General features: G+C 70.9%; 15 protein-coding genes, 1 tRNA gene and 1 pseudogene. 4 read left to right on the top strand and 13 right to left on the bottom strand.

What is annotated here, in order from left to right:
* Positions 1 to 171: 171 nt before the first annotated feature.
* Genes CTZ28_RS07060 through pgsA form a run of 3 tightly spaced genes read right to left on the bottom strand, consistent with a single transcriptional unit; the run spans position 172 to position 2971 of the window.
* A complete protein-coding gene (locus CTZ28_RS07060; protein WP_121888358.1) occupies positions 172 to 1341 on the bottom strand; it encodes a glycosyltransferase family 4 protein in 1170 nt (389 codons plus the stop codon).
* On the bottom strand, positions 1338 to 2246 hold the full coding sequence (locus tag CTZ28_RS07055) for a phosphatidylinositol mannoside acyltransferase (RefSeq protein WP_121888357.1): 909 nt from the start codon (positions 2244 to 2246) through the stop codon (positions 1338 to 1340). The genes CTZ28_RS07060 and CTZ28_RS07055 overlap by 4 nt, the downstream gene beginning before the upstream one ends.
* Positions 2243 to 2971, bottom strand: coding sequence for a phosphatidylinositol phosphate synthase (gene pgsA, locus CTZ28_RS07050; RefSeq protein WP_121888356.1), 729 nt, complete (start codon positions 2969 to 2971; stop codon positions 2243 to 2245). The genes CTZ28_RS07055 and pgsA overlap by 4 nt, the downstream gene beginning before the upstream one ends.
* A 252-nt stretch (positions 2972 to 3223) precedes the next feature.
* On the opposite strand from pgsA, the gene CTZ28_RS07045 reads away from it, so the two are divergent.
* On the top strand, positions 3224 to 5422 hold the full coding sequence (locus CTZ28_RS07045; protein ID WP_121888355.1) for an elongation factor G-like protein EF-G2: 2199 nt from the start codon (positions 3224 to 3226) through the stop codon (positions 5420 to 5422).
* A 220-nt stretch (positions 5423 to 5642) separates the two neighbouring features.
* The gene (locus tag CTZ28_RS07040; RefSeq protein ID WP_121888354.1) at positions 5643 to 7289 is read left to right on the top strand and encodes a hypothetical protein; all 1647 of its coding nucleotides are present in this window, start codon (positions 5643 to 5645) and stop codon (positions 7287 to 7289) included.
* 18 nt (positions 7290 to 7307) lie between these two features.
* Here CTZ28_RS07040 and CTZ28_RS07035 read toward each other — a convergent pair whose 3' ends face one another.
* Entirely contained in the window at positions 7308 to 7868 is a 561-nt protein-coding gene (locus tag CTZ28_RS07035) for an HIT family protein (RefSeq protein WP_121888516.1), read from the bottom strand.
* Positions 7869 to 7935: 67 nt separating this feature from the next.
* On the opposite strand from CTZ28_RS07035, the gene CTZ28_RS07030 reads away from it, so the two are divergent.
* Positions 7936 to 8607, top strand: a complete 672-nt coding sequence (locus CTZ28_RS07030; protein ID WP_259471494.1) for a potassium channel family protein — start codon at positions 7936 to 7938, stop codon at positions 8605 to 8607.
* A 27-nt stretch (positions 8608 to 8634) separates the two neighbouring features.
* Here the strand turns inward: CTZ28_RS07030 and thrS are convergent, their stop codons facing one another.
* The 3 genes from thrS to CTZ28_RS07015 all read right to left on the bottom strand — a co-directional run bounded on the left by thrS (position 8635) and on the right by CTZ28_RS07015 (position 12534).
* Positions 8635 to 10611, bottom strand: coding sequence for a threonine--tRNA ligase (gene thrS / locus CTZ28_RS07025; protein WP_121888352.1), 1977 nt, complete (start codon positions 10609 to 10611; stop codon positions 8635 to 8637).
* A 121-nt stretch (positions 10612 to 10732) separates the two neighbouring features.
* Positions 10733 to 11971, bottom strand: a complete 1239-nt coding sequence (locus tag CTZ28_RS07020; RefSeq protein WP_121888351.1) for a hypothetical protein — start codon at positions 11969 to 11971, stop codon at positions 10733 to 10735.
* Complete coding sequence (locus CTZ28_RS07015) at positions 11968 to 12534, bottom strand: DUF4365 domain-containing protein (RefSeq protein ID WP_121888350.1); 567 nt, start codon at positions 12532 to 12534, stop codon at positions 11968 to 11970. The genes CTZ28_RS07020 and CTZ28_RS07015 overlap by 4 nt, the downstream gene beginning before the upstream one ends.
* A 168-nt stretch (positions 12535 to 12702) precedes the next feature.
* On the opposite strand from CTZ28_RS07015, the gene CTZ28_RS07010 reads away from it, so the two are divergent.
* Complete coding sequence (locus tag CTZ28_RS07010; RefSeq protein ID WP_121888349.1) at positions 12703 to 13428, top strand: 3'-5' exonuclease; 726 nt, start codon at positions 12703 to 12705, stop codon at positions 13426 to 13428.
* 58 nt (positions 13429 to 13486) lie between these two features.
* Here the strand turns inward: CTZ28_RS07010 and CTZ28_RS07005 are convergent.
* From CTZ28_RS07005 to CTZ28_RS06980, 6 genes and pseudogenes are all read right to left on the bottom strand, one after another.
* Positions 13487 to 13558 (bottom strand) — tRNA-Val (locus tag CTZ28_RS07005).
* A 39-nt stretch (positions 13559 to 13597) separates the two neighbouring features.
* Positions 13598 to 14044, bottom strand: coding sequence for an SRPBCC family protein (locus CTZ28_RS07000; RefSeq protein ID WP_121888348.1), 447 nt, complete (start codon positions 14042 to 14044; stop codon positions 13598 to 13600).
* Positions 14045 to 14238: 194 nt separating this feature from the next.
* Positions 14239 to 14829, bottom strand: coding sequence for a hypothetical protein (locus tag CTZ28_RS06995; RefSeq protein ID WP_121888347.1), 591 nt, complete (start codon positions 14827 to 14829; stop codon positions 14239 to 14241).
* Between the two features lie 10 nt (positions 14830 to 14839).
* Complete coding sequence (locus CTZ28_RS06990; RefSeq protein WP_121888515.1) at positions 14840 to 15724, bottom strand: carbohydrate ABC transporter permease; 885 nt, start codon at positions 15722 to 15724, stop codon at positions 14840 to 14842.
* A 35-nt stretch (positions 15725 to 15759) separates the two neighbouring features.
* A complete protein-coding gene (locus CTZ28_RS06985) occupies positions 15760 to 16713 on the bottom strand; it encodes a carbohydrate ABC transporter permease (protein ID WP_121888346.1) in 954 nt (317 codons plus the stop codon).
* A gap of 11 nt (positions 16714 to 16724) precedes the next feature.
* Positions 16725 to 17985 (bottom strand): annotated as a pseudogene (locus CTZ28_RS06980) (ABC transporter substrate-binding protein).
* Between the last annotated feature and the right edge of the window lie 192 nt (positions 17986 to 18177).

The following is an 18177-nucleotide window of genomic DNA, read 5'->3' as shown; positions in this document are numbered from 1 at the left end:
CCGCTGGGTCGGGCGGGGCTGGGGGTGCTGTCTCTCGCTGAGGCCGGCGGGGTTGGGGTTGCCGTCACTGGGGGCTGCCGCCCCCAGACCCCCGCTTCGGCCTGAACAGCCTCGTCCTCAAACGCCGGACGGGCTGATCATGACCGCCCGCCGCCAGACGTCCCACCCGGCTCAATCACGGTCGCGGACCAGGCCGAAGCGGGCTCGTAGGCCTGTGGTGCGGTCGTCTGTTGCTACCGCTGCCGTGCCTGTCGTGACCGTTTCGTAGACGGACAGGATGTCCGCGCCGACCGTGGACCAGTCGAAGCGGCGTACGTGGGCGCTGCCGCGGTCGCGCAGTTCGGTGCGGCGTGCCGGGTCGGCGAGCAGGCGGATCGCCGCGTCGGCGAGCGCGTCGGCGTCCTCGTTGGCGAACAGTTCCCCGGCCGCTCCCCGGTCCAGGACCTGGGCGAAGGCGTCCAGGTCGGAGGCGAGGACGGGGGCGCCCGCCGACATCGCCTCGACCAGGATGATGCCGAAGCTCTCGCCGCCGGTGTTGGGCGCCACGTACAGGTCGAGGCTGCGCAGGAAACGCGCCTTGTCCGTGTCGCTGATCATGCCGAGGAACTCGACCCGGGAGCGCAGCTCGGCGGGGAGCGTCTCGACGGCCTCCTCCTCGTCGCCGCGGCCGGCCACCAGCAGCCGGGCGCCCGGCCGCGCGGCGAGGATCTTCGGGAGGGCCCTCATCAGCACCGGCAGGCCCTTGCGCGGCTCGTCGATGCGGCCGACGAAGCCGATCGTGTCACCCTGCCACGCGGGATTGGGCTCGGCGCGGGCGAAGAAGTCGACGTCGACGCCGTTGGGGATGACCACCGCGTCCCCGCCCAGGTGCTCGACCAGCGTGCGCCGGGCGTACTCGCTCACCGCGATGCGCGCGCTGATCTTCTCCAGCGCGGCCTGCAGGATCGAGTACGCGGCGATCATCGCGCGCGAGCGGGGGTTGGAGGTGTGGAAGGTGGCCACGATGGGGCCCTGCGCCGCCCAGCAGGTCAGCAGGCCCAGCGACGGCGCCGTCGGCTCGTGGATGTGCACCACGTCGAACGCGCCGTCGTGCAGCCACCGGCGTACCCGGGCGGCCGACAGAAAGCCGAAGTTCAGGCGGGCCACCGAGCCGTTGTAGGGCACGGGCACCGCGCGGCCGGCCGAGACGACGTACGGCGGCAGCGGGGTGTCGTCGTCGGCGGGCGCGAGGACGGAGACCTGGTGGCCGAGGCCGATGAAGTACTCGGCCAGGTCCCGGATGTGGAACTGGACGCCGCCCGGCACGTCCCAGGAGTACGGGCAGACGATGCCGATCCTCACGAGGTTCCCTTCGGCGGGTCCAGATCAGCGAGCCACAGCCGCTGCAGCATGTGCCAGTCCTCCGGATGCTCGGCGATCCCCGAGGCGAAGGCATCGGCCAGCGCCTGTGTCATGACAGACGTCTTCTCGGCCCGGGTACCTGTCTCGGGTACCTCGATCGGGGGATGGACCCGGCCCCGCATCACCGGAGAGTCGTCGTACCAGAGGGTGACGGGCAGCAGGAGCGCGCCCGTCTGCTGGGCGAGCAGGGCCGGGCCCGCGGGCATCCGGGCCGTCTCGCCGAAGAAGCTGACCTGCACGCCGGAGGCGGACAGGTCGCGGTCGGCGACCAGGCAGACCAGGCCGCCGTCGCGCAGCCGCCGGGCCAGCGTGCCGAACGCGGAGCCGCCGCTGTGCGGCAGGACCTCCATGCCGAGGCCCTGGCGGTAGGCGACGAAACGGTCGTAGAGCGTCTCGGGCTTCAGGCGTTCGGCGACCGTGGTGAACGGGGTGTCCAGTCCGGTGGTGACCCAGGCGCCCGCGAGGTCCCAGTTGGCCAGGTGCGGCAGCGCGAGGACGACGCCCCGGCCGGAGGCCAGGCCGTCGGTCAGATGGTGGACGTCCTTGGGGTCGAAGCCGGTCCTGATCCGCTCGGGGCTCCAGGCGGGCAGCCGGAAGGACTCCATCCAGTACCGCAGGTACGAGCGCATGCCCGCGCGCGAGAGCGCGGCGAGGCGCTCCGGGGTCGCGTCGGGCACCACGCGCGCGTAGTTGCTCTCCAGCCGCCGTACGCCCTTGCCGCGGCGCTTCCAGGCGAGGTCGGCGATGGTGCGGCCGAGCCGCACGGCGACCGGCTCGGGAAGCGTCTTGACGGCGCTCCAGCCGAATCCGTACAGGGCGTCGGTCAGGCGCTCCCGGGCGCTCACTTGGCCGCCTCGCTCCCCTGGGACTCGTTGCGCCGACCCGCCTCCGCCTCCGCGGACTCCCGGCGGACCGTGACGACGCGCTGGACCAGGGTGACCAGGCTGCCGACGGCGACGATCCACAGCGCGATCGGCAGCAGCCACTGGATGCCCGGCACACCGAACTTGTGGAAGCCCGCGAGGCCCGCCGCGACCAGCGAGATCACCAGCCGTTCGGCGCGCTCGACGAGGCCGTTGACGGCCACCGGCAGCCCGATCGACTCGCCGCGGGCCTTCGTGTACGACACCACCTGGCCGCTGGCCAGACAGAAGATGGCCACGGCGCACAGCACATCGTTGTCCCCGTTGCCCGCGTACCACAGGGCGAATCCGCCGAAGATCGCGCCGTCGGCCACCCGGTCCAGGGTGGAGTCGAGGAAGGCGCCCCAGCGGCTGGAACGGCCCAGCTGGCGTGCCATGTTGCCGTCGACCAGGTCGGAGAAGACGAAGAGGGTGATCACCACCGTGCCCCAGAAGAACTCGCCCCGGGGGTAGAAGACCAGTGCGCCCGCGACCACTCCGGCCGTGCCGATGAGCGTCACCGTGTCGGGACTGACGCCCCTGCGGATGAGAAACGCGGCGAACGGTGTGAGGACACGCGTGAAGAATGCACGCGCGTACTTGTTCAGCATGGCCTTCCCGAGGGTCGGTGTCGCCGCGCGGCCCCTGCTGGCCGCCGGCTGGCCCATCGTAGCCACGCGCGCGCGTACGCGACGGCCGGGCACCCGGACCCGGCGGAGATCGGGCGGACGGGCCGCAACCCACGGGGGGCGGCGCGATCACGTCGCTTGTATGGACGCACCGTGACGAGAGTGGAAAGCTCGAATAACCGCGGGCGTCGCCGGAGCCGCCCCTGCTGGGGCTCCCCCGGACCGAGTCCGGGGGAGGAATCCGGGTGTCCCGCGCCCACTGTGACCTCACCGTGCACGGGAGGCTAGGCCATGGGCGACAAGGCGAACACACACCCTGGGGCCGCCGGCAGGGCTACGGCGGCCGACCACCCCGCGTCCGTACGGAATGTGGTACTGGTCGGCCACTCCGGATCGGGCAAGACCACCTTGGTGGAGGCTCTCGCGCTGACCACGGGAGCGGTGAACCGGGCGGGCCGCGTGGAGGACGGCGGCACCCTCTCCGACTACGACGAGATCGAGCACCGGCAGCAGCGCTCCGTACAGCTCTCGCTGGTGCCCGTCGAATGGGACGGCTTCAAGATCAACCTACTGGACACCCCCGGGTACGCCGACTTCGTCGGGGAGCTGCGGGCCGGTCTGCGCGCCGCGGACGCGGCCCTCTTCGTGGTGTCGGCCTCGGACGGGGTGGACGGCTCGACCCGGATGGTGTGGGAGGAGTGCGCGGCCGTCGGCATGCCGCGGGCCATCGTCATCACCCATTTGGAGGCAGCCCGCGCGGATTTCGAGGAGATGACGCGCGTGTGCGCGCAGGAGTTCGGCGGGGACGACCCGGACGCCGTGCTCCCGCTCTATCTGCCGCTGCACGGGACGCGGGCCGCCGACGGGCACGCGCCCGTGACCGGGCTGATCGGGCTGCTGTCGCAGCAGTTGTTCGACTACTCCTCAGGGGAGCGCAAGGAGTCCGCGCCGGGCCCCGACCTGCTCCCGCAGATCGAGGACGCCCGCAACCGGCTGATCGAGGGGATCATCTCCGAGAGCGAGGACGAGACCCTCATGGACCGCTATCTCGGCGGCGAGCGGGTCGACGTCAAGACGCTGATCGAGGATCTGGAGCGGGCCGTCGCGCGCGGGGCGTTCTTCCCGGTGCTGGCCGCCGCGCCCGCCGCCGAGGGGGCCCGCCAGGGGCTCGGCACGGTCGAACTCCTGGACCTGGTCACCCGCGGCTTCCCGACCCCGCCGGAGCACGCGGTGCCGGACGTCACCACGATCGACGGCAGGCCGCGCGAGCTGCGGCCGTGCGATCCCGACGGGCCGCTGGTCGCCGAGGTCGTGAAGACCTCCTCCGACCCCTATGTCGGCCGGGTCTCCCTGGTCCGGATCTTCTCCGGCACGCTGCGCCCGGACGACACGGTGCATGTCTCCGGGCACGGGCTGGCCGACCGCGGCCACGAGGACCACGACGTCGACGAGCGGATCGGCGCCCTGTCCACCCCGTTCGGCAAGCAGCAGCGGCCGGTGACGCACGCCGTCGCGGGCGACCTGGCCTGCGTGGCGAAGCTGGGCCGGGCGGAGACCGGGGACACGCTCTCGGCCACTGACGACCCGCTGCTCATGGAGCCGTGGCAGATGCCGGACCCGCTGCTGCCGCTCGCCATCCAGGCGCACAGCAAGCCGGACGAGGACAAGCTCTCCCAGGGGCTGGGCAGGCTGGTCGCCGAGGACCCGACGATGCGCCTGGAGCAGAATCAGGACACGCACCAGGTGGTGCTGTGGTGCCTGGGCGAGGCGCACGCGGACGTCGCCCTGGAGCGGCTGCGCAGCCGGTACGGCGTCCAGGTCGACGTGGTGCCGCACCGGGTGTCCCTCCGGGAGACGTTCGCGACCCCGGCCGCCGGGCGCGGCCGGCATGTGAAGCAGTCCGGCGGGCACGGGCAGTACGCCATCTGCGAGATCGAGGTCGAGCCGCTGCCGGGCGGTTCGGGCATCGAGTTCGTGGACAAGGTGGTCGGCGGGGCCGTGCCGCGGCAGTTCATCCCGTCGGTGGAGAAGGGCGTAAGAGCCCAGGCCGCCAAGGGAGTTGCGGCCGGGTATCCGCTGGTCGACGTGCGGATCACGCTGCTGGACGGCAAGGCGCACTCGGTGGACTCCTCCGACGCCGCCTTCCAGACGGCAGGCGCGCTGGCGCTGCGGGAGGCCGCGGCGGACGCGACGATCCATCTGCTGGAGCCGGTGGCCGAGGTGACGGTCCTGGTCGGCGACGGCTACGTGGGCGCCGTGATGAGCGATCTGTCGGGGCGGCGCGGGCGGGTGCTGGGCACCGAACAGGTGGGCACGGGCCGGACGCTGGTCCGCGCCGAGGTACCGGAGTTCGAGATCGGCCGGTACACGGTCGACCTGCGCTCCCTCTCGCACGGCACGGCCCGGTTCGGCCGCTCGTACGCCCGGCACGAGCCGATGCCGGTGCAGATCGCCGAGAAGATCCGCGCGCAGGCGAAGGAGGCCTCGTAGGCGGCAAGTCGAGGAGTTCGCAGCCGGCTCGAACGGAGCGTTTCCTTCCGCACAGGCGGGCGGCCTTTTGGCCGTCCGCCTACGGATGTCGGTGGCTGGGGATACGCTGATCACGTGATCACTTCGTGCCGCGTCGGCACGATGACCTGTTCAACAGGTGTGCGGAGCAAGGAAGTCGGGAAGGCCGCAGAAGCGACACCGACGGCGATCGGGGGCGGGCATGTCGATTGGAACCGAGTGGGACGGGCCACAGGTACCCATCGCAGGGGACGGAAGCCAGGCGGCTACCTACGCGCTGGCCTCGGCCGCCTACCGGGACAGCCCGATGGAGGAGATCAAGAAGGCCGACAACGACTGGCACCAGTCCACCGTCAAGTCCGGCCGGATTTCCCTGTTCAAGCCGAACCTGGGCGAGGCCTTCTCCCGGGCCGTGGTCGACCGCATGCTCGGCTCCGGGCGCAAGCCGCTGATCCAGTCCTTCGGTTCCGAGCCGCAGGTCGTCGTGGAGCACTGCCTGGCGGCGAACAACATCCGCCGCACCCGTGACAACCAGCTCAGCACCGTCATGGTCCTGTGCGGCCTGCTCGTCCTGCCCGGCCTGCTGCTCTGGCTGCTCGTCTTCCAGCTGCGTACGTTCATGGCCAAGCGGGACGCCAAGCGCGCCGGGGCGCTCGCCACCGCGCTGCTCGTGGCGGTCGGCGTGGTCGCCCTGATCTTCCTGATCCGGATGCCGTTCACCGGGTTCTGGGCCTGGTACGCGCGCGCGTCGGTCGTCCTCCCGGTGCTCGGCTGGTTCTGGGCCCGGCGGATCTGCGAGCGCGCGGCGAAGGACCTGCGGGCGCGGTGGGACGGCCTGCTCTCCGGCACCAGCGTCGGCGCCAAGGTCCCGGAGGCCGTGCCGAGCAGCCCGGGCGAGACGGCGGCGGAGCAGCTGCGCCAGTCCCTGGCCCGGCTCAGCGCCGAGCAGCAGTCCAACTCGGTCTTCTACGCGGGCCCCAAGGGCATACTCGGCATGGGGACGCGCTGGGGCAGCTGGCAGCTCGCCGAGGATCTGCTGCCCGCCGATCCCACCCGGGAGATCCACCCGTTCCGCAGCTGGGACGTCATCCGGGCGATCCACGACCAGTTGAGGATGCTGGAGCGCGGCCCGCTGAACACCGGTGGTTTCCCCAAGCCGTCCGTACGCCACTGGATCGTCACGCCGATCGGGGAGAACGCGAAGGCGGTGTCCCGTCCGGACGGCGCCGATGTCGAGGCGTTCCAGGTCAAGCCGCACGCGATACAGGAGATCTGCAACAAGCAGCAGTTCGGCAGCGGCAACCGGCACTATCTGGGCGTCCAGTGGACGCTGTGGGACGGGCAGTTGATCATCACCATGCTGATCACGGTCACCGTGCTGCACCAGACGCTGCGCATCGAGGTGACGGGGCACGCGCTGGGGCCGGTGCACTCGCTGTTCACCTCGAAGCCCTCGGCGCCGACGAAGGAGGTCACCAAGTCCTTCAAGCCGTGGGAGACCCGGTCGATCAAGCTGCCGCTGGTCGGCACCGACGAGGTGGTGCGGCTCGCGGTGCGGGCGCCGCTCACCTGGTACCCGCCGGCGCTGAACTGGCTGGGCGGCTCGCTGGGCCTGCCCGAGCCGTTCGGGCTGCGGCACGCCTGGGCGGACAAGCCGTGGCGGCACCGGTTCATGGCCGACGACGCGCTGCGCGCGGCCGCGCCGGTGCTGCGGGTGGTGCACACCGCGGCGATCCGGGTGCTGGAGGAGCACGGCGTGAACACGGACAAGTTCGGCGCCCGTTCCGCGTTCCTCAGCTCGAGCGCCCAGGACCCGTCGCCGCGGAAGGCCGATCTGTACGACGCGTGACGTCCGCGGGCCGGCGCCTCACGGCGTCGGCCATGCCTGCGCCAGCATCGTGCGGGTGTCCGCCAGCAGCTGCGGCAGCACCCTGGTGTGGCCGACCACCGGCATGAAGTTCGTGTCGCCGCCCCAGCGGGGCACGATGTGCTGGTGCAGGTGGGCGGCGATGCCGGCGCCCGCGACGGCGCCCTGGTTCATGCCGATGTTGAAGCCCTGGGCGCCCGACGCGCTGCGCAGGGCCGCCATCGCCTGCTTGGTCAGCTCGGCCAGTTCCATGGTCTCCGGCCCGGTCAGATCGGTGTAGTCGGCGACGTGCCGGTAGGGCACCGTCATCAAGTGGCCGCCGTTGTACGGGTACAGGTTGAGCACCGCGTACACATGCTCACCGCGCCGGACGATCAGCCCGTCCTCGTCGGACTTGGCCGGGATCGAGCAGAAGGGGCAGCCGTCGTCGGCCCCCGGACCGGTCGGCTTGTTCTCGCCCTGGATGTAGGCCATCCGGTGGGGTGTCCACAGGCGCTGGAACGCGTCCTGCGTCCCCACTCCGATCTGCTGCTCCGGCTCACTCGTCATGCTACGCAGCATATGGCTTCGCCCGATCGCGGCGTGTCGTCGGGGTTGCGGCGACCGGCTCCCGGGCGAAGCTGGGCCGGTGTACGACGACAGTCCCCCGGACGGCAGTCCACCGGATCACTGGGAGCGCCGCGCGGAGGTCCCGCTCGCCGTGGCGTCGCTGGTCTTCCTCGCCGCGTACGCGGTCCTGGTGCTGGGCCGCGGTGTCGGCACCGGGTGGCGGGACCTGTGCCAGGCCGCGCTCTTCGCGGCCTGGGCGCTGTTCGCCGTGGACTACGCGGTGCGGTGGCGGCTGAGCGGGCAGCGGCTGCGCTTCGTACGGACGCACGGGCTGGACACGCTGGTGCTGCTGCTGCCGCTGCTGCGCCCGCTGCGCGTGGTCCGGCTCTACGAGACGGTGCAGCACCGGCACGGCCGGCCCCGGCTGGCGCTGCACGCGCGCGTGATCGTGTACGCGGGCCTGTCCGCGGTGCTCCTCGGCTTCTCCGGCGCGCTCGCCGTCTACCAGCAGGAGCGCGGGGCGCCCGACGCGACCATGCAGACGTTCGGGGACGCCCTCTGGTGGACCTGCTCGACGCTGACCACCGTGGGCTACGGGGACATCGTCCCGGTGACCCGGCTCGGCCGGACGATCGCGGTGGGCATGATGGCCGGCGGTCTCGCCCTGCTCGGCGCGGTCACCGGGTCGTTCTCGTCCTGGATGCTCCAGGTCTTCTCGCGCGAGGACGACGAACGGCCCCCGAGGAGCTGAGCCTCGGGGGCCGCCGTGCGGGTCCGCTCAGACCTGTGCCCGCTCCTCCACGACCTTCACGATCTTGGCGATGGCGTCCTCGAACGGGATGCCGTTCTCCTGCGAGCCGTCGCGGTACCGGAACGACACCGTGCCCGCGCTCATGTCGTCGTCGCCGACGATGACCATGAACGGAACCTTCTGCTTCTGCGCCGTGCGGATCTTCTTCTGCATGCGGTCCGAGGAGGAGTCCACCTCGACGCGCAGGCCCTTCTTCCGGGCCGCGGCGGCGAACTTCTCCAGGTACTCGACGTGTGCGTCCCCAACCGGGATGCCCACCGCCTGCACCGGCGCCAGCCACGCCGGGAACGCGCCCGCGTAGTGCTCCAGGAGCACCGCGAAGAACCGCTCGATGGAACCGAACAGGGCGCGGTGGATCATGACCGGGCGCTGCTTGGAGCCGTCGGGGCCGGTGTACTCCAGGTCGAAGCGCTCCGGCAGGTTGAAGTCGAGCTGGATCGTCGACATCTGCCAGGTGCGGCCGATCGCGTCCTTGGCCTGGACGGAGATCTTCGGGCCGTAGAAGGCGGCGCCGCCCGGGTCCGGCACGAGCGGCAGGCCCTGCTTCTCGGCGACCTGGCGCAGCGTCTCGGTCGCCTCCTCCCAGGCCTCGTCGGAGCCGACGAACTTCTCCGGGTCCTTGGTGGACAGCTCGAGGTAGAAGTCGGTCAGGCCGTAGTCGCGCAGCAGGCGCAGGACGAAGGTGAGCGTCTTGTCCAGTTCCTCGGACATCTGCTCGCGGGTGCAGTAGATGTGCGCGTCGTCCTGGGTGAAGCCGCGGGCCCGGGTCAGGCCGTGCACGACGCCGGACTTCTCGTACCGGTACACGGTCCCGAACTCGAAGAGCCGCAGCGGCAGTTCACGGTAGGAGCGGCCGCGCGCGTCGAAGATCAGGTTGTGCATCGGGCAGTTCATGGGCTTGAGGTAGTAGTCCACGCCCTCGTCGAGCTGCATGGGCGGGTACATGCCCTCGGCGTACCAGTCCAGGTGGCCCGAGGTCTCGAAGAGCTTCCCCTTGGTGGCGTGCGGGGTGTAGACGAACTCGTAGCCCTCCTCCTCGTGGCGGCGCCGCGAGTAGTCCTCCATCACGCGGCGCACGATGCCGCCCTTGGGGTGGAAGACGGCGAGGCCGGAGCCGATCTGCTCGGGGATGGAGAACAGGTCGAGTTCGCTGCCCAGCTTGCGGTGGTCGCGCTTCTCGGCCTCGGCGAGGAAGTCGAGGTACGCCTTCAGCTCGTCCTTGGACGGCCACGCGGTGCCGTAGATGCGCTGGAGCATGGGGTTCTTCTCGCTGCCGCGCCAGTAGGCGGCCGCGTTGCGCATCAGCTTGAACGCCGGGATGTTCCGGGTGGAGGGCAGGTGGGGACCGCGGCAGAGGTCCTTCCAGCACAGCTCGCCGGTCTTGGCGTCCAGGTTGTCGTAGATCGTCAGCTCGCCGGCGCCGACCTCGACGTCCGCGCCGTCGTCGGCGGACGCGGCCCCCTTGAGCCCGATCAGCTCCAGCTTGTACGGCTCGGCGGCCAGCTCCTCGCGGGCGGCCTCGTCGGTCACGACACGGCGGGAGAACTGCTGCCCCCGCTTCTGGATCTCCTGCATCTTCTTCTCGACGGCCTTGAGATCCTCGGGCGTGAACGGCTTCTCGACGTCGAAGTCGTAGTAGAAGCCGTCCCTGACGGGCGGGCCGATGCCCAGCTTGGCCTCCGGGAACAGCTCCTGCACGGCCTGCGCCATGACATGCGCGGTGGAGTGGCGCAGGATGTTCAGACCGTCCTCGGAGGTGATCTCGACGCCCTCGACGGTCTCGCCGTCCTTGACCTCGTAGGCGAGGTCCCTCAGCTCTCCGGCCACCCGGGCGGCGATGATCGAGCGCTCGCCGGCGAAGAGCTCGGCGGCCGTAGTGCCCGTCGTCACCGTGCGCTCTTCCCGCTCGGATTCGCGTTGGACGATCACACGGACGTCTGACACCGGTCTCTCCTGACTGCTGGTGGATGCGGGCGCCGTACCAGGAGCGCGCGCAATAGGGGATCGTACCGACCTGGGCCCGCCGACGGCGAAACGGTGGCCCTGTGTGAGGGGCCGCCCCCGGTCAGTCGCAGTCGTCCCCGCTGCACGCCTCCTCGAAGAAGTCGAGGTTCTCCTGGAGGGACTTCATCAGCCGGTCCCGCTCGGCCTCGTCCACCTGCACCGGTACCACTCCGAGGGCGCCGGTGAGCCGGCGGAACCCGCCCCGGCTCTCCAGCCGGCCGTGCACCCGCACCGGCAGCCCGACGAGGTGCGCGTGCCCGGCGATGCGGTAGTCCTCCTCGTCCAGGGTGACACGGACGTGCGGCACCTCGGCGCCGGCGATCACCCGCAGCCGTACGGTGCCCGCGCCGCGCGGGCCGGAGCGCCGCATGCGGACCACGGTGCCGGTGACCCGGACCGGGACGGAGGGTTCGTCGCGCAGATAGCGGGCGCCGGCCTCGCGCAGCACGGACAGGTCGCCGGGCGAGAACTCGACGGGCTCCGCGGTGCTCGCGCAGTCCTCGGGGACAGCGGCGGCGGGCGCCCACTCGACGGCGATCCGGGCGCCCTCGGTGCCGCGGACGAGGGCCACCAGCGCCTCGGTCAGCTCACGGCTGACCCCGGCCTCGACGGCCGCGTCGAAGGCGTCCATGCCGCCGGTGGCGCGCTGGTAGTCGATCGCCTCGCGCACGGCGTGCAGGGCCTGGTGCAGACGTACGGACAGGAGGCGTCCGGTGTCCACCGGGACGAAGGCGGTGAGGTGGCCGTGCGCCGCCGGTCCGACCAGGACGTCCGCCAGCATCGCGGCGGCCGACCTGCGGTGCCGGGCGCCGTAGTAGCCCGCGCGTTCGCGCCCTGCGAGCGCGCCCGCGAGCAGCATCTGCCGGGCGGCGGTGCGCAGTTGTTCCTCGACCGTCCAGGGCGCCGCACCCGCAGGGCCGCTCGGCACGTCCCGCCACCAGTGGATCTCGTCACTGGGCACGGCGAGCCCGACGAGCACCTCGCGCGCGGAGGGCGTACCGCTGCGGGCGAGCGCGACGAGGGCCTCGGCGAGCAGGTCCTCGCTGTCGGGGAAGGCCCGGCTCTCGGGCACGAGCAGGCTGGTCCCGCCGTTGCCCGGGCCCGGCGGGGTCCAGCGGCCGTACCGCCCGCCGGCGCCACCGCGGCGCTGCCAGCCGTGCCGGTGCAGCAGGGCGCTGAGCACCGCGGGGTCGACGGTGGCGGGGTCGAGTCCCGCGGGCTCGGGCAGGTGGTTCCCGTGGGCGTCGACGGGGTGCGGCCTGACCTCCCGCAGGGGCTCATCGGTCGGACGGTGCCTCATGGTCTGCCTCCCGTCCCGACCCGCGTCATGATCTCGCACAGCGCCCGGTCGTCGAAGATGCGCGCGGTGGGGATGCGCACGGTGGTCCGGTGCCGGCCGGTGACCGGCTGCCCGGCCAGGTTCACCCAGTAGCAGCAGTGCCGCAGGTCGAGCCGGTCGTGACTGGCGCGCAGCCAGTCGTCCTGGGAGCGCGGGACGAGCATCACGACCAGGATCTTGTGCACCGAGACGGGGGTACGGGCGAGCTTGCGCAGGTGGTCGTTGTCGAGGGTGAAGGAGAAGAAGCGGCCCGGTGGGTTGGGCGCGATCTGGTAGGTGCACTTGAGCTGCACCTTGATGGTCACCTCGTCGTCGACGGTGTGTCCGGGGGCGCTGTGGCTGACGTGCCAGTCGATGCCGTTGTCCGGGAACGGCTGGGACAACGAGCAGCCCGCGGCGGCGGCGACCGCGTGCAGATAGCCGACCTGCAGTGTCTCCATGCAGGCGGTGGTGGCGAGTGTTCCGCGATGGGGGCCCGTGCGTTCGGGCAGCAGCCCGCCCCGCTCGGGCTGCGCTATCGCCATGTCCAACAGCCTTCCAAGCCGAGTGATTTCCCACAACGGTCCGCTGAACTGCAAAGACCCGTACTCCTGTTGTGTCCTTGCGGCGTACGGCGCAAACAGCCCGGGTATCACCAAACAGGCAGAAGACGGGTCGTCATCTGCCCTGGGTGAACGAGGAGTTGTGTGGGCATGACGTGCTGGTACGAGGGACCTCTCGCCGCCTTCGACACGGAGACCACGGGCGTGGATGTCGAGACCGACCGGATCGTGTCGGCCTCCGTCGTCGTCCAGGACGCGCCGGACACCCGGCCTCGGGTGACCCGCTGGCTGGTGAACCCGGGCGTGCGGGTGCCGCAGGCGGCGACGGACGTGCACGGGCTGACGGAGGAGCACCTGGAGCGCAACGGCCGCTGGCCGGCGCCTGTGATGTTCGAGATAGCCGAGGAACTGGCGGGGCACGCGGCGCTGGGCCGGCCGCTGGTGGTGATGAACGCCCCGTTCGATCTGACCTTGCTGGACCGGGAGTTGCGCCGCCATCGGGCCTCGTCGCTGGACCGCTGGTTCGAGTCGGCGCCGCTGCTGGTGCTGGATCCGCGGGTGCTGGACAAGCATCTGGACCGCTACCGCAAGGGCCGCCGGACGCTGACCGATCTGTGCGCGCACTACGGCGTGGTGCTGGAGGGCGCGCATGACGCCGCCGCGGACGCGCTGGCCGCGCTGGGCGTCGTACGGGCGGTGGGGCGGCGCTTCGCGACCCGGCTGGAGCGCCTGTCCCCCGCCGAGTTGCACACGCTGCAGACGACCTGGCACGCGGCGCAGGCCCGCGGTCTTCAGGCGTGGTTCGCGCGCAGCGGCTCGAACGAGGCGGTGAGCACGGACTGGCCGCTGCGTCCGGAGCTGCCGAGGGCGGCCTGACACACGACGACGACGGCTCGGCCTGCATCGGGTGCAGGCACGAGCCGCCGTCGGACTGTGGGCGATACTGGGTTCGAACCAGTGACCTCTTCGGTGTGAACGAAGCGCTCTCCCACTGAGCTAATCGCCCGGGAACGCACTGAACCATACAGCTCCCGGCGGGTTTCGTTCAAACCGTTCGCAGGTGCGCGAGCAGTCCGCGCCGGCCGGCCCGCATCATCAGCCGGTGGTTGACGCGGAAGAACGGCCGCCCGGGTACGGCCAGTCGTCGCAGCAACGGCTTGTTGACGTCGACGACCTGGTCGTAGCGGGCGAGGGCGCCGGTGCCGTCGGCGGTGACGGTCCAGCGGGCCCAGCCCTCGATGTCCCCGGTCATGGCGATCTCCAGGATGCCGGCGGCCGGATCCCGTCGCACCGCGCGCGCGGTGAACGTCATGTCGTAGGGCAGGGCGGAGCGGATGGTGACGAGACCGGTGGTGTCGTCCAGCCGGCTCACCGTGCGCACCTGGGGCCACCAGCGCGGGTAGTCCTCGGCTCGCTCCAGCGTGTCGTAGACGGCGGCGGGCGGCGCGGGCAGGGGCCACAGGCTGCGGAAGCGGTAGCGGGTCCAGTCCATGGGCGGAGTCTGCCCGCGGGGGTCAGCTGAGTACGCGTACTCATGCCGGGCGGGGCGGATGGGGTCCACACTCCTGGATACGAGCGCCGCCGCCCGTGCGACGGCGCTCCCCCCTAGACCGGCCGGGGGCGGTCGGCTCCTGTGGCCGGCACGGGGCGGACTCGGTGGAGCCGTCGGCCGAAGGGGAGCGCGGGTCAGCGGTGGCGGTGGCGCTCCTCCACTGCGACGGCGGCCGCGGCGACGGCCCCGAGCACGGGGACCGCGAGCGGCGCGACGAGCAGGGCGCAGCAGCCGACGAGGACCGCTCCGCCGACCAGCAGGAAGGAGCCGGCGGGGTCGCGGACAGTACGCCGGCCGGCCTCGGCGAGCAGGGTGCGCCAGCTCTCGCCCGGCGCCCAGAGCGCCGCCGCGCGCAGCCCGGCCACGGCGAGTCCGATCAGCGCGAACAGCCCGACGGCGCCGACGAGCGGCCCGCCGGGCAGCCCGGCCCGGACGGCCTGGATGTCCACCCAGGCCAGCGCCGCCGCGGCCCACCCGGCGACCCCGACGGCCCAGCCGCCGCGCAGGGCGGCCCGGAAGTCGGCGACGAACTCCCGCAGGCCGCCGCGCTCATGTGCGGTGCTCCGGCGCAGATGCCGGGCGCCCGCGGCGAAGGCCGCCGGATACGTGACCACGCCGAGGGCGGCCACGGCGATCCACACGCCGGTCAGCAGGCACTCGGCGAAGAGGCCGAACCGGTCGGCGAACACCGGCTCCCTGCGCGGTTTCCCACGCGCTTGCGCCATGGGGATCCCCTCAGCCCTTGAGTCCGGAGGTCGCCATCCCGTCGATCAGATACCGCTGGAAGGCGAGGAAGAACAGCAGCACGGGCACCAGCGCGACCAGCGACATCGCGATCATGCCGCCGTAGTTGGCGGCCACCCCGTCGGAGTCGCGGAACATCATCAGGCCGAGCGAGACGGTGTACTTGCCGGGCTCGTTGAGATAGATCAGCGGGCCCATGAAGTCGTTCCAGGCGTTGATGAAGGTGAAGATCGCGCTGGTGATGAGCGCCGGGCGGCACAGCGGCAGCACGATCGACCAGTAGATCCGCAGATGCCCGCAGCCGTCCAGGCGGGCCGCCTCGTCCAGTTCGCGGGGCAGGTTGCGCATGAACTGCACCATGAGGAAGACGAAGAACGCCTCGGTGGCGAGGTACTTGCCGATCAGCAGCGGGGTGTAGGTATTGACCAGCCCGAGCTTCTGGAACATCACGTACTGCGGGATCAGCAGCACGTGGTACGGCAGCAGCAGTGTGCCGATCATGAGGGAGAACAGCAGGTTGCGCCCGGCGAACCGGATGCGCGCGAACGCGTACGAGGTCAGCGAGCAGGAGATCAGCACACCGACGACGGAGCCGAGCCCGTAGAAGAGGGAGTTCTGGAAGAACCTCCAGATCGAGATGTCCGCGATGCCGTCCGCGAAGCCCCTGAAGTTGGACAGGATCGGGTCGGCCGGGAACAGCGTGAGGCTGTTGATGATGTCCTTGCTCGGCTTGAACGAGGCGCCCATGACCCAGACGACCGGGTAGAGGATGACCGCGAGGATCACCAGCGCGCCGAGATGCCAGCCGAGCGAACCGGCGCGCCCGCGGTGCGCGGCGGCCAGGGGGCCGGTGCCGGACGGGGGTACTCCCGGCATCCCCTGAGCCGGCGAGGCCGGCAGATCGGGGGCGCTCATCGGGCCTCCTCCGCGTAGTGCACCCACTTATTCTGCGACCAGAACAGGACGGCGGTCACCAGGGCCACGGCGAGCAGCAGCATCCAGGCCATCGCGGCGGCGAAGCCCATCTGGGCGTTCCTGAACCCCTGTTGGTACAGGTAGCAGGTGTAGACGAGCGTGGCGTCGGCCGGTCCGCAGTACGTGTTGGAGACCACGTAGGCGGAGCCGAAGATCTGGAACGAGTGGATCGTCTCCAGCAGGACGTTGAAGAAGAGCACCGGGGAAATGGTCGGCAGGGTGATGTTCCAGAACCGCCGGAACGCTCCCGCGCCGTCCATCTCGGCGGCCTCGTACAGCTCCCTCGGCACCTGTTTGAGCCCCGCAAGGAAGATGACCATCGGCGCGCCGAACTGCCAGACGGTGAGCGCCACCAGGCAGTACAGCACCCAGTCCGCGTTGCCGACCCAGCCGCCGACGTGGAAGCCGAGGAAGGTCTGTGTACGGTCCACGATCGCGCCGTCGGAGAAGAGCGACCGCCACACGAACCCGACCGAGACGCTCGCGCCGATCAGCGAGGGGGCGTAGAAGGCGGCCCGGTAGAAGGCCTGGCCGCGGCGGCTCTGTGCGAGGAGCAGCGCGACGCCGAGCGCGAGCAGCAGCTTCAACGGGGTGCCGATGACCACGTACTTGGCGGTCACCTCGACCGATTTCTGCCAGCGCGGGTCGTCGAACATCTTGGTGAAGTTGTCGAACCCGACCCACCTGGGGCTGTTGAACAGGTTGTAGTCGGTGAAGGCGAAGTACAGGGAGGCCACCATCGGGCCCGCGGTCAGCAGCAGGAAACCCGCGATCCACGGTGACATGAAGAGGTAGCCGGCGAGGTTCTCCCGGCGGCGGCCCGGCCGTCCCGCGGGGGCGGCGGCCGGGCGGGCCGCGCGGGCGGGCACGGAGTCCTTGACGAGCGTCACGGGAGTCCCCATCAGGCCTGGAAGGCGGCCTCGGACTCGGTGAAGAACTGCTTCACCGCGTCGGCGACCCTGGTCCTGCCCTGTCCGAGGTCGCCGCCGATGCGCAGGAAGGCCGCCTCGACGGTGTCGGCGCCGGACGGATGCGGGGTGATCGTGCCGAGGACGCCGGCCTCGGCGGTGTCCTCCTCGTACTGCGCGATCTCCTTGTTCACCTCGTCGGCGGGCTCGAACGCCTCGTACTGCGCGGTGCTCGCGAGGATGCCACGGTCGTAGCCCATGATCGTGCCGACCTCGGGGTCGTGGACCATGAAGTCGATGAACTGGGCGACCTCCTTGGGGTGCGAGGTGCGGGCCGAGGCGCTGAGCATCAGGGAGGCGAGGTACTGGCCGGTGTGCTTGCCGTCCGTGGTGGGGATCGGGGCGAGGCCGTAGCTGCTGTCGCCCTCCGCGGAGTAGCGGACGGTGAAGTTGTCCCAGGTGAACTCCGAGGCGCCGTGGCCGGCGGAGAGGGAGGACTTGGTCGGTGACGAAGCCGGCCTTGACCCGGTTGTAGCCGTCCGTCCACCACTCCGTCAGATCCGCCTGGTCGAAGCCGAGTCCGTCCTCGGTGAAGAACGCCCGGCCGTTCTGGCGGAGGTACAGGTCGTACAGGTACATGATGGTGAAGTAGCCGGTGTCACCGGGGATCTTCGTCCTGTCGTGGATGGTCTTCAGGGCCTTGAAGTACTCGTCCCAGGTCCAGCCCGGCTGCGGCTGCACACCGGCCTCCTCGAAGACCTTCTTGTCGACGACGAGGGACATGGTGTTGGAGCCGACGGGCACACCGAGTTGTTTCCCGTTCACCTCGCCGACCTTCGTGACGCCCGCGCGGAACTGATCCAGGCTCAGATTTCCTGCCTGCGCCTGCGACTTGAGGTCGAGCAGAACACCTCTCTTGTCGTACTTCCGAAGAAACGTGACGGCATTCTGGAAAACGTCCGGGGGATTTCCGCCGGCGGCCTGCGTCTGGAACTTCTCCCAGAACGATTGATACGTCTGGAAGTCCGTCTTGACCTTGATCTTCGGGTACTTCTTCTCGAAGAGCGCGATGGTCCGGTTGATCCTCTTGGCCCGTTCCTCGGCGCCCCACCATGAGTAACGGATCGTCACCGTCCCGTTCCCGGATCCGCTGCCGCCCCCGCACCCCGTCGCCGCGGCCAGCCCCAGCACGGCGGCCGTGGCCCCGGCCGCCTTCAGGACCGTACGCCGCTCCACATGCCTGTCGCTTCCCACGGTCGACCCCTCTCCGCGACGTCGCTGTCACTTCGTGAATCGTTTCAAGCAAGCGCTTGCTGGCACAAGGTACGGAGGGCCCGGGGGTGCGTCAATGATTCGGGCAGGAATATCTCCCGGCCCCGGCGATCCGGAGCCGGGCGGCATCCTCAGGAGGCCCGCCCGTACGCGAAGCAGGCACGCGCGCGTTCC

The sequence above is a fragment of the Streptomyces shenzhenensis genome (genome assembly GCF_003688995.1).
In the GTDB taxonomy this organism is placed as follows: Bacteria; Actinomycetota; Actinomycetes; order Streptomycetales; family Streptomycetaceae; genus Streptomyces; species Streptomyces shenzhenensis_A.
The sequence above is the reverse complement of the archived record's forward strand: the minus strand, read 5'-3'. Positions and strand labels throughout refer to the sequence as shown.

Excerpts from the sequence above, each read along its gene's own strand:
- pgsA (WP_121888356.1), bottom strand. The coding sequence starts at position 2,971 with ATGGGCCAGCCGGCGGCCAGCAGGGGCCGCGCGGCGACACCGACCCTC.
- CTZ28_RS07045 (WP_121888355.1), top strand. The coding sequence starts at position 3,224 with ATGGGCGACAAGGCGAACACACACCCTGGGGCCGCCGGCAGGGCTACG.
- CTZ28_RS07040 (WP_121888354.1), top strand. The coding sequence starts at position 5,643 with ATGTCGATTGGAACCGAGTGGGACGGGCCACAGGTACCCATCGCAGGG.
- CTZ28_RS07035 (WP_121888516.1), bottom strand. The coding sequence starts at position 7,868 with ATGCTGCGTAGCATGACGAGTGAGCCGGAGCAGCAGATCGGAGTGGGG.
- CTZ28_RS07020 (WP_121888351.1), bottom strand. The coding sequence starts at position 11,971 with ATGAGGCACCGTCCGACCGATGAGCCCCTGCGGGAGGTCAGGCCGCAC.
- CTZ28_RS07015 (WP_121888350.1), bottom strand. The coding sequence starts at position 12,534 with ATGGCGATAGCGCAGCCCGAGCGGGGCGGGCTGCTGCCCGAACGCACG.
- CTZ28_RS07010 (WP_121888349.1), top strand. The coding sequence starts at position 12,703 with ATGACGTGCTGGTACGAGGGACCTCTCGCCGCCTTCGACACGGAGACC.
- CTZ28_RS07000 (WP_121888348.1), bottom strand. The coding sequence starts at position 14,044 with ATGGACTGGACCCGCTACCGCTTCCGCAGCCTGTGGCCCCTGCCCGCG.
- CTZ28_RS06995 (WP_121888347.1), bottom strand. The coding sequence starts at position 14,829 with ATGGCGCAAGCGCGTGGGAAACCGCGCAGGGAGCCGGTGTTCGCCGAC.
- CTZ28_RS06990 (WP_121888515.1), bottom strand. The coding sequence starts at position 15,724 with ATGCCGGGAGTACCCCCGTCCGGCACCGGCCCCCTGGCCGCCGCGCAC.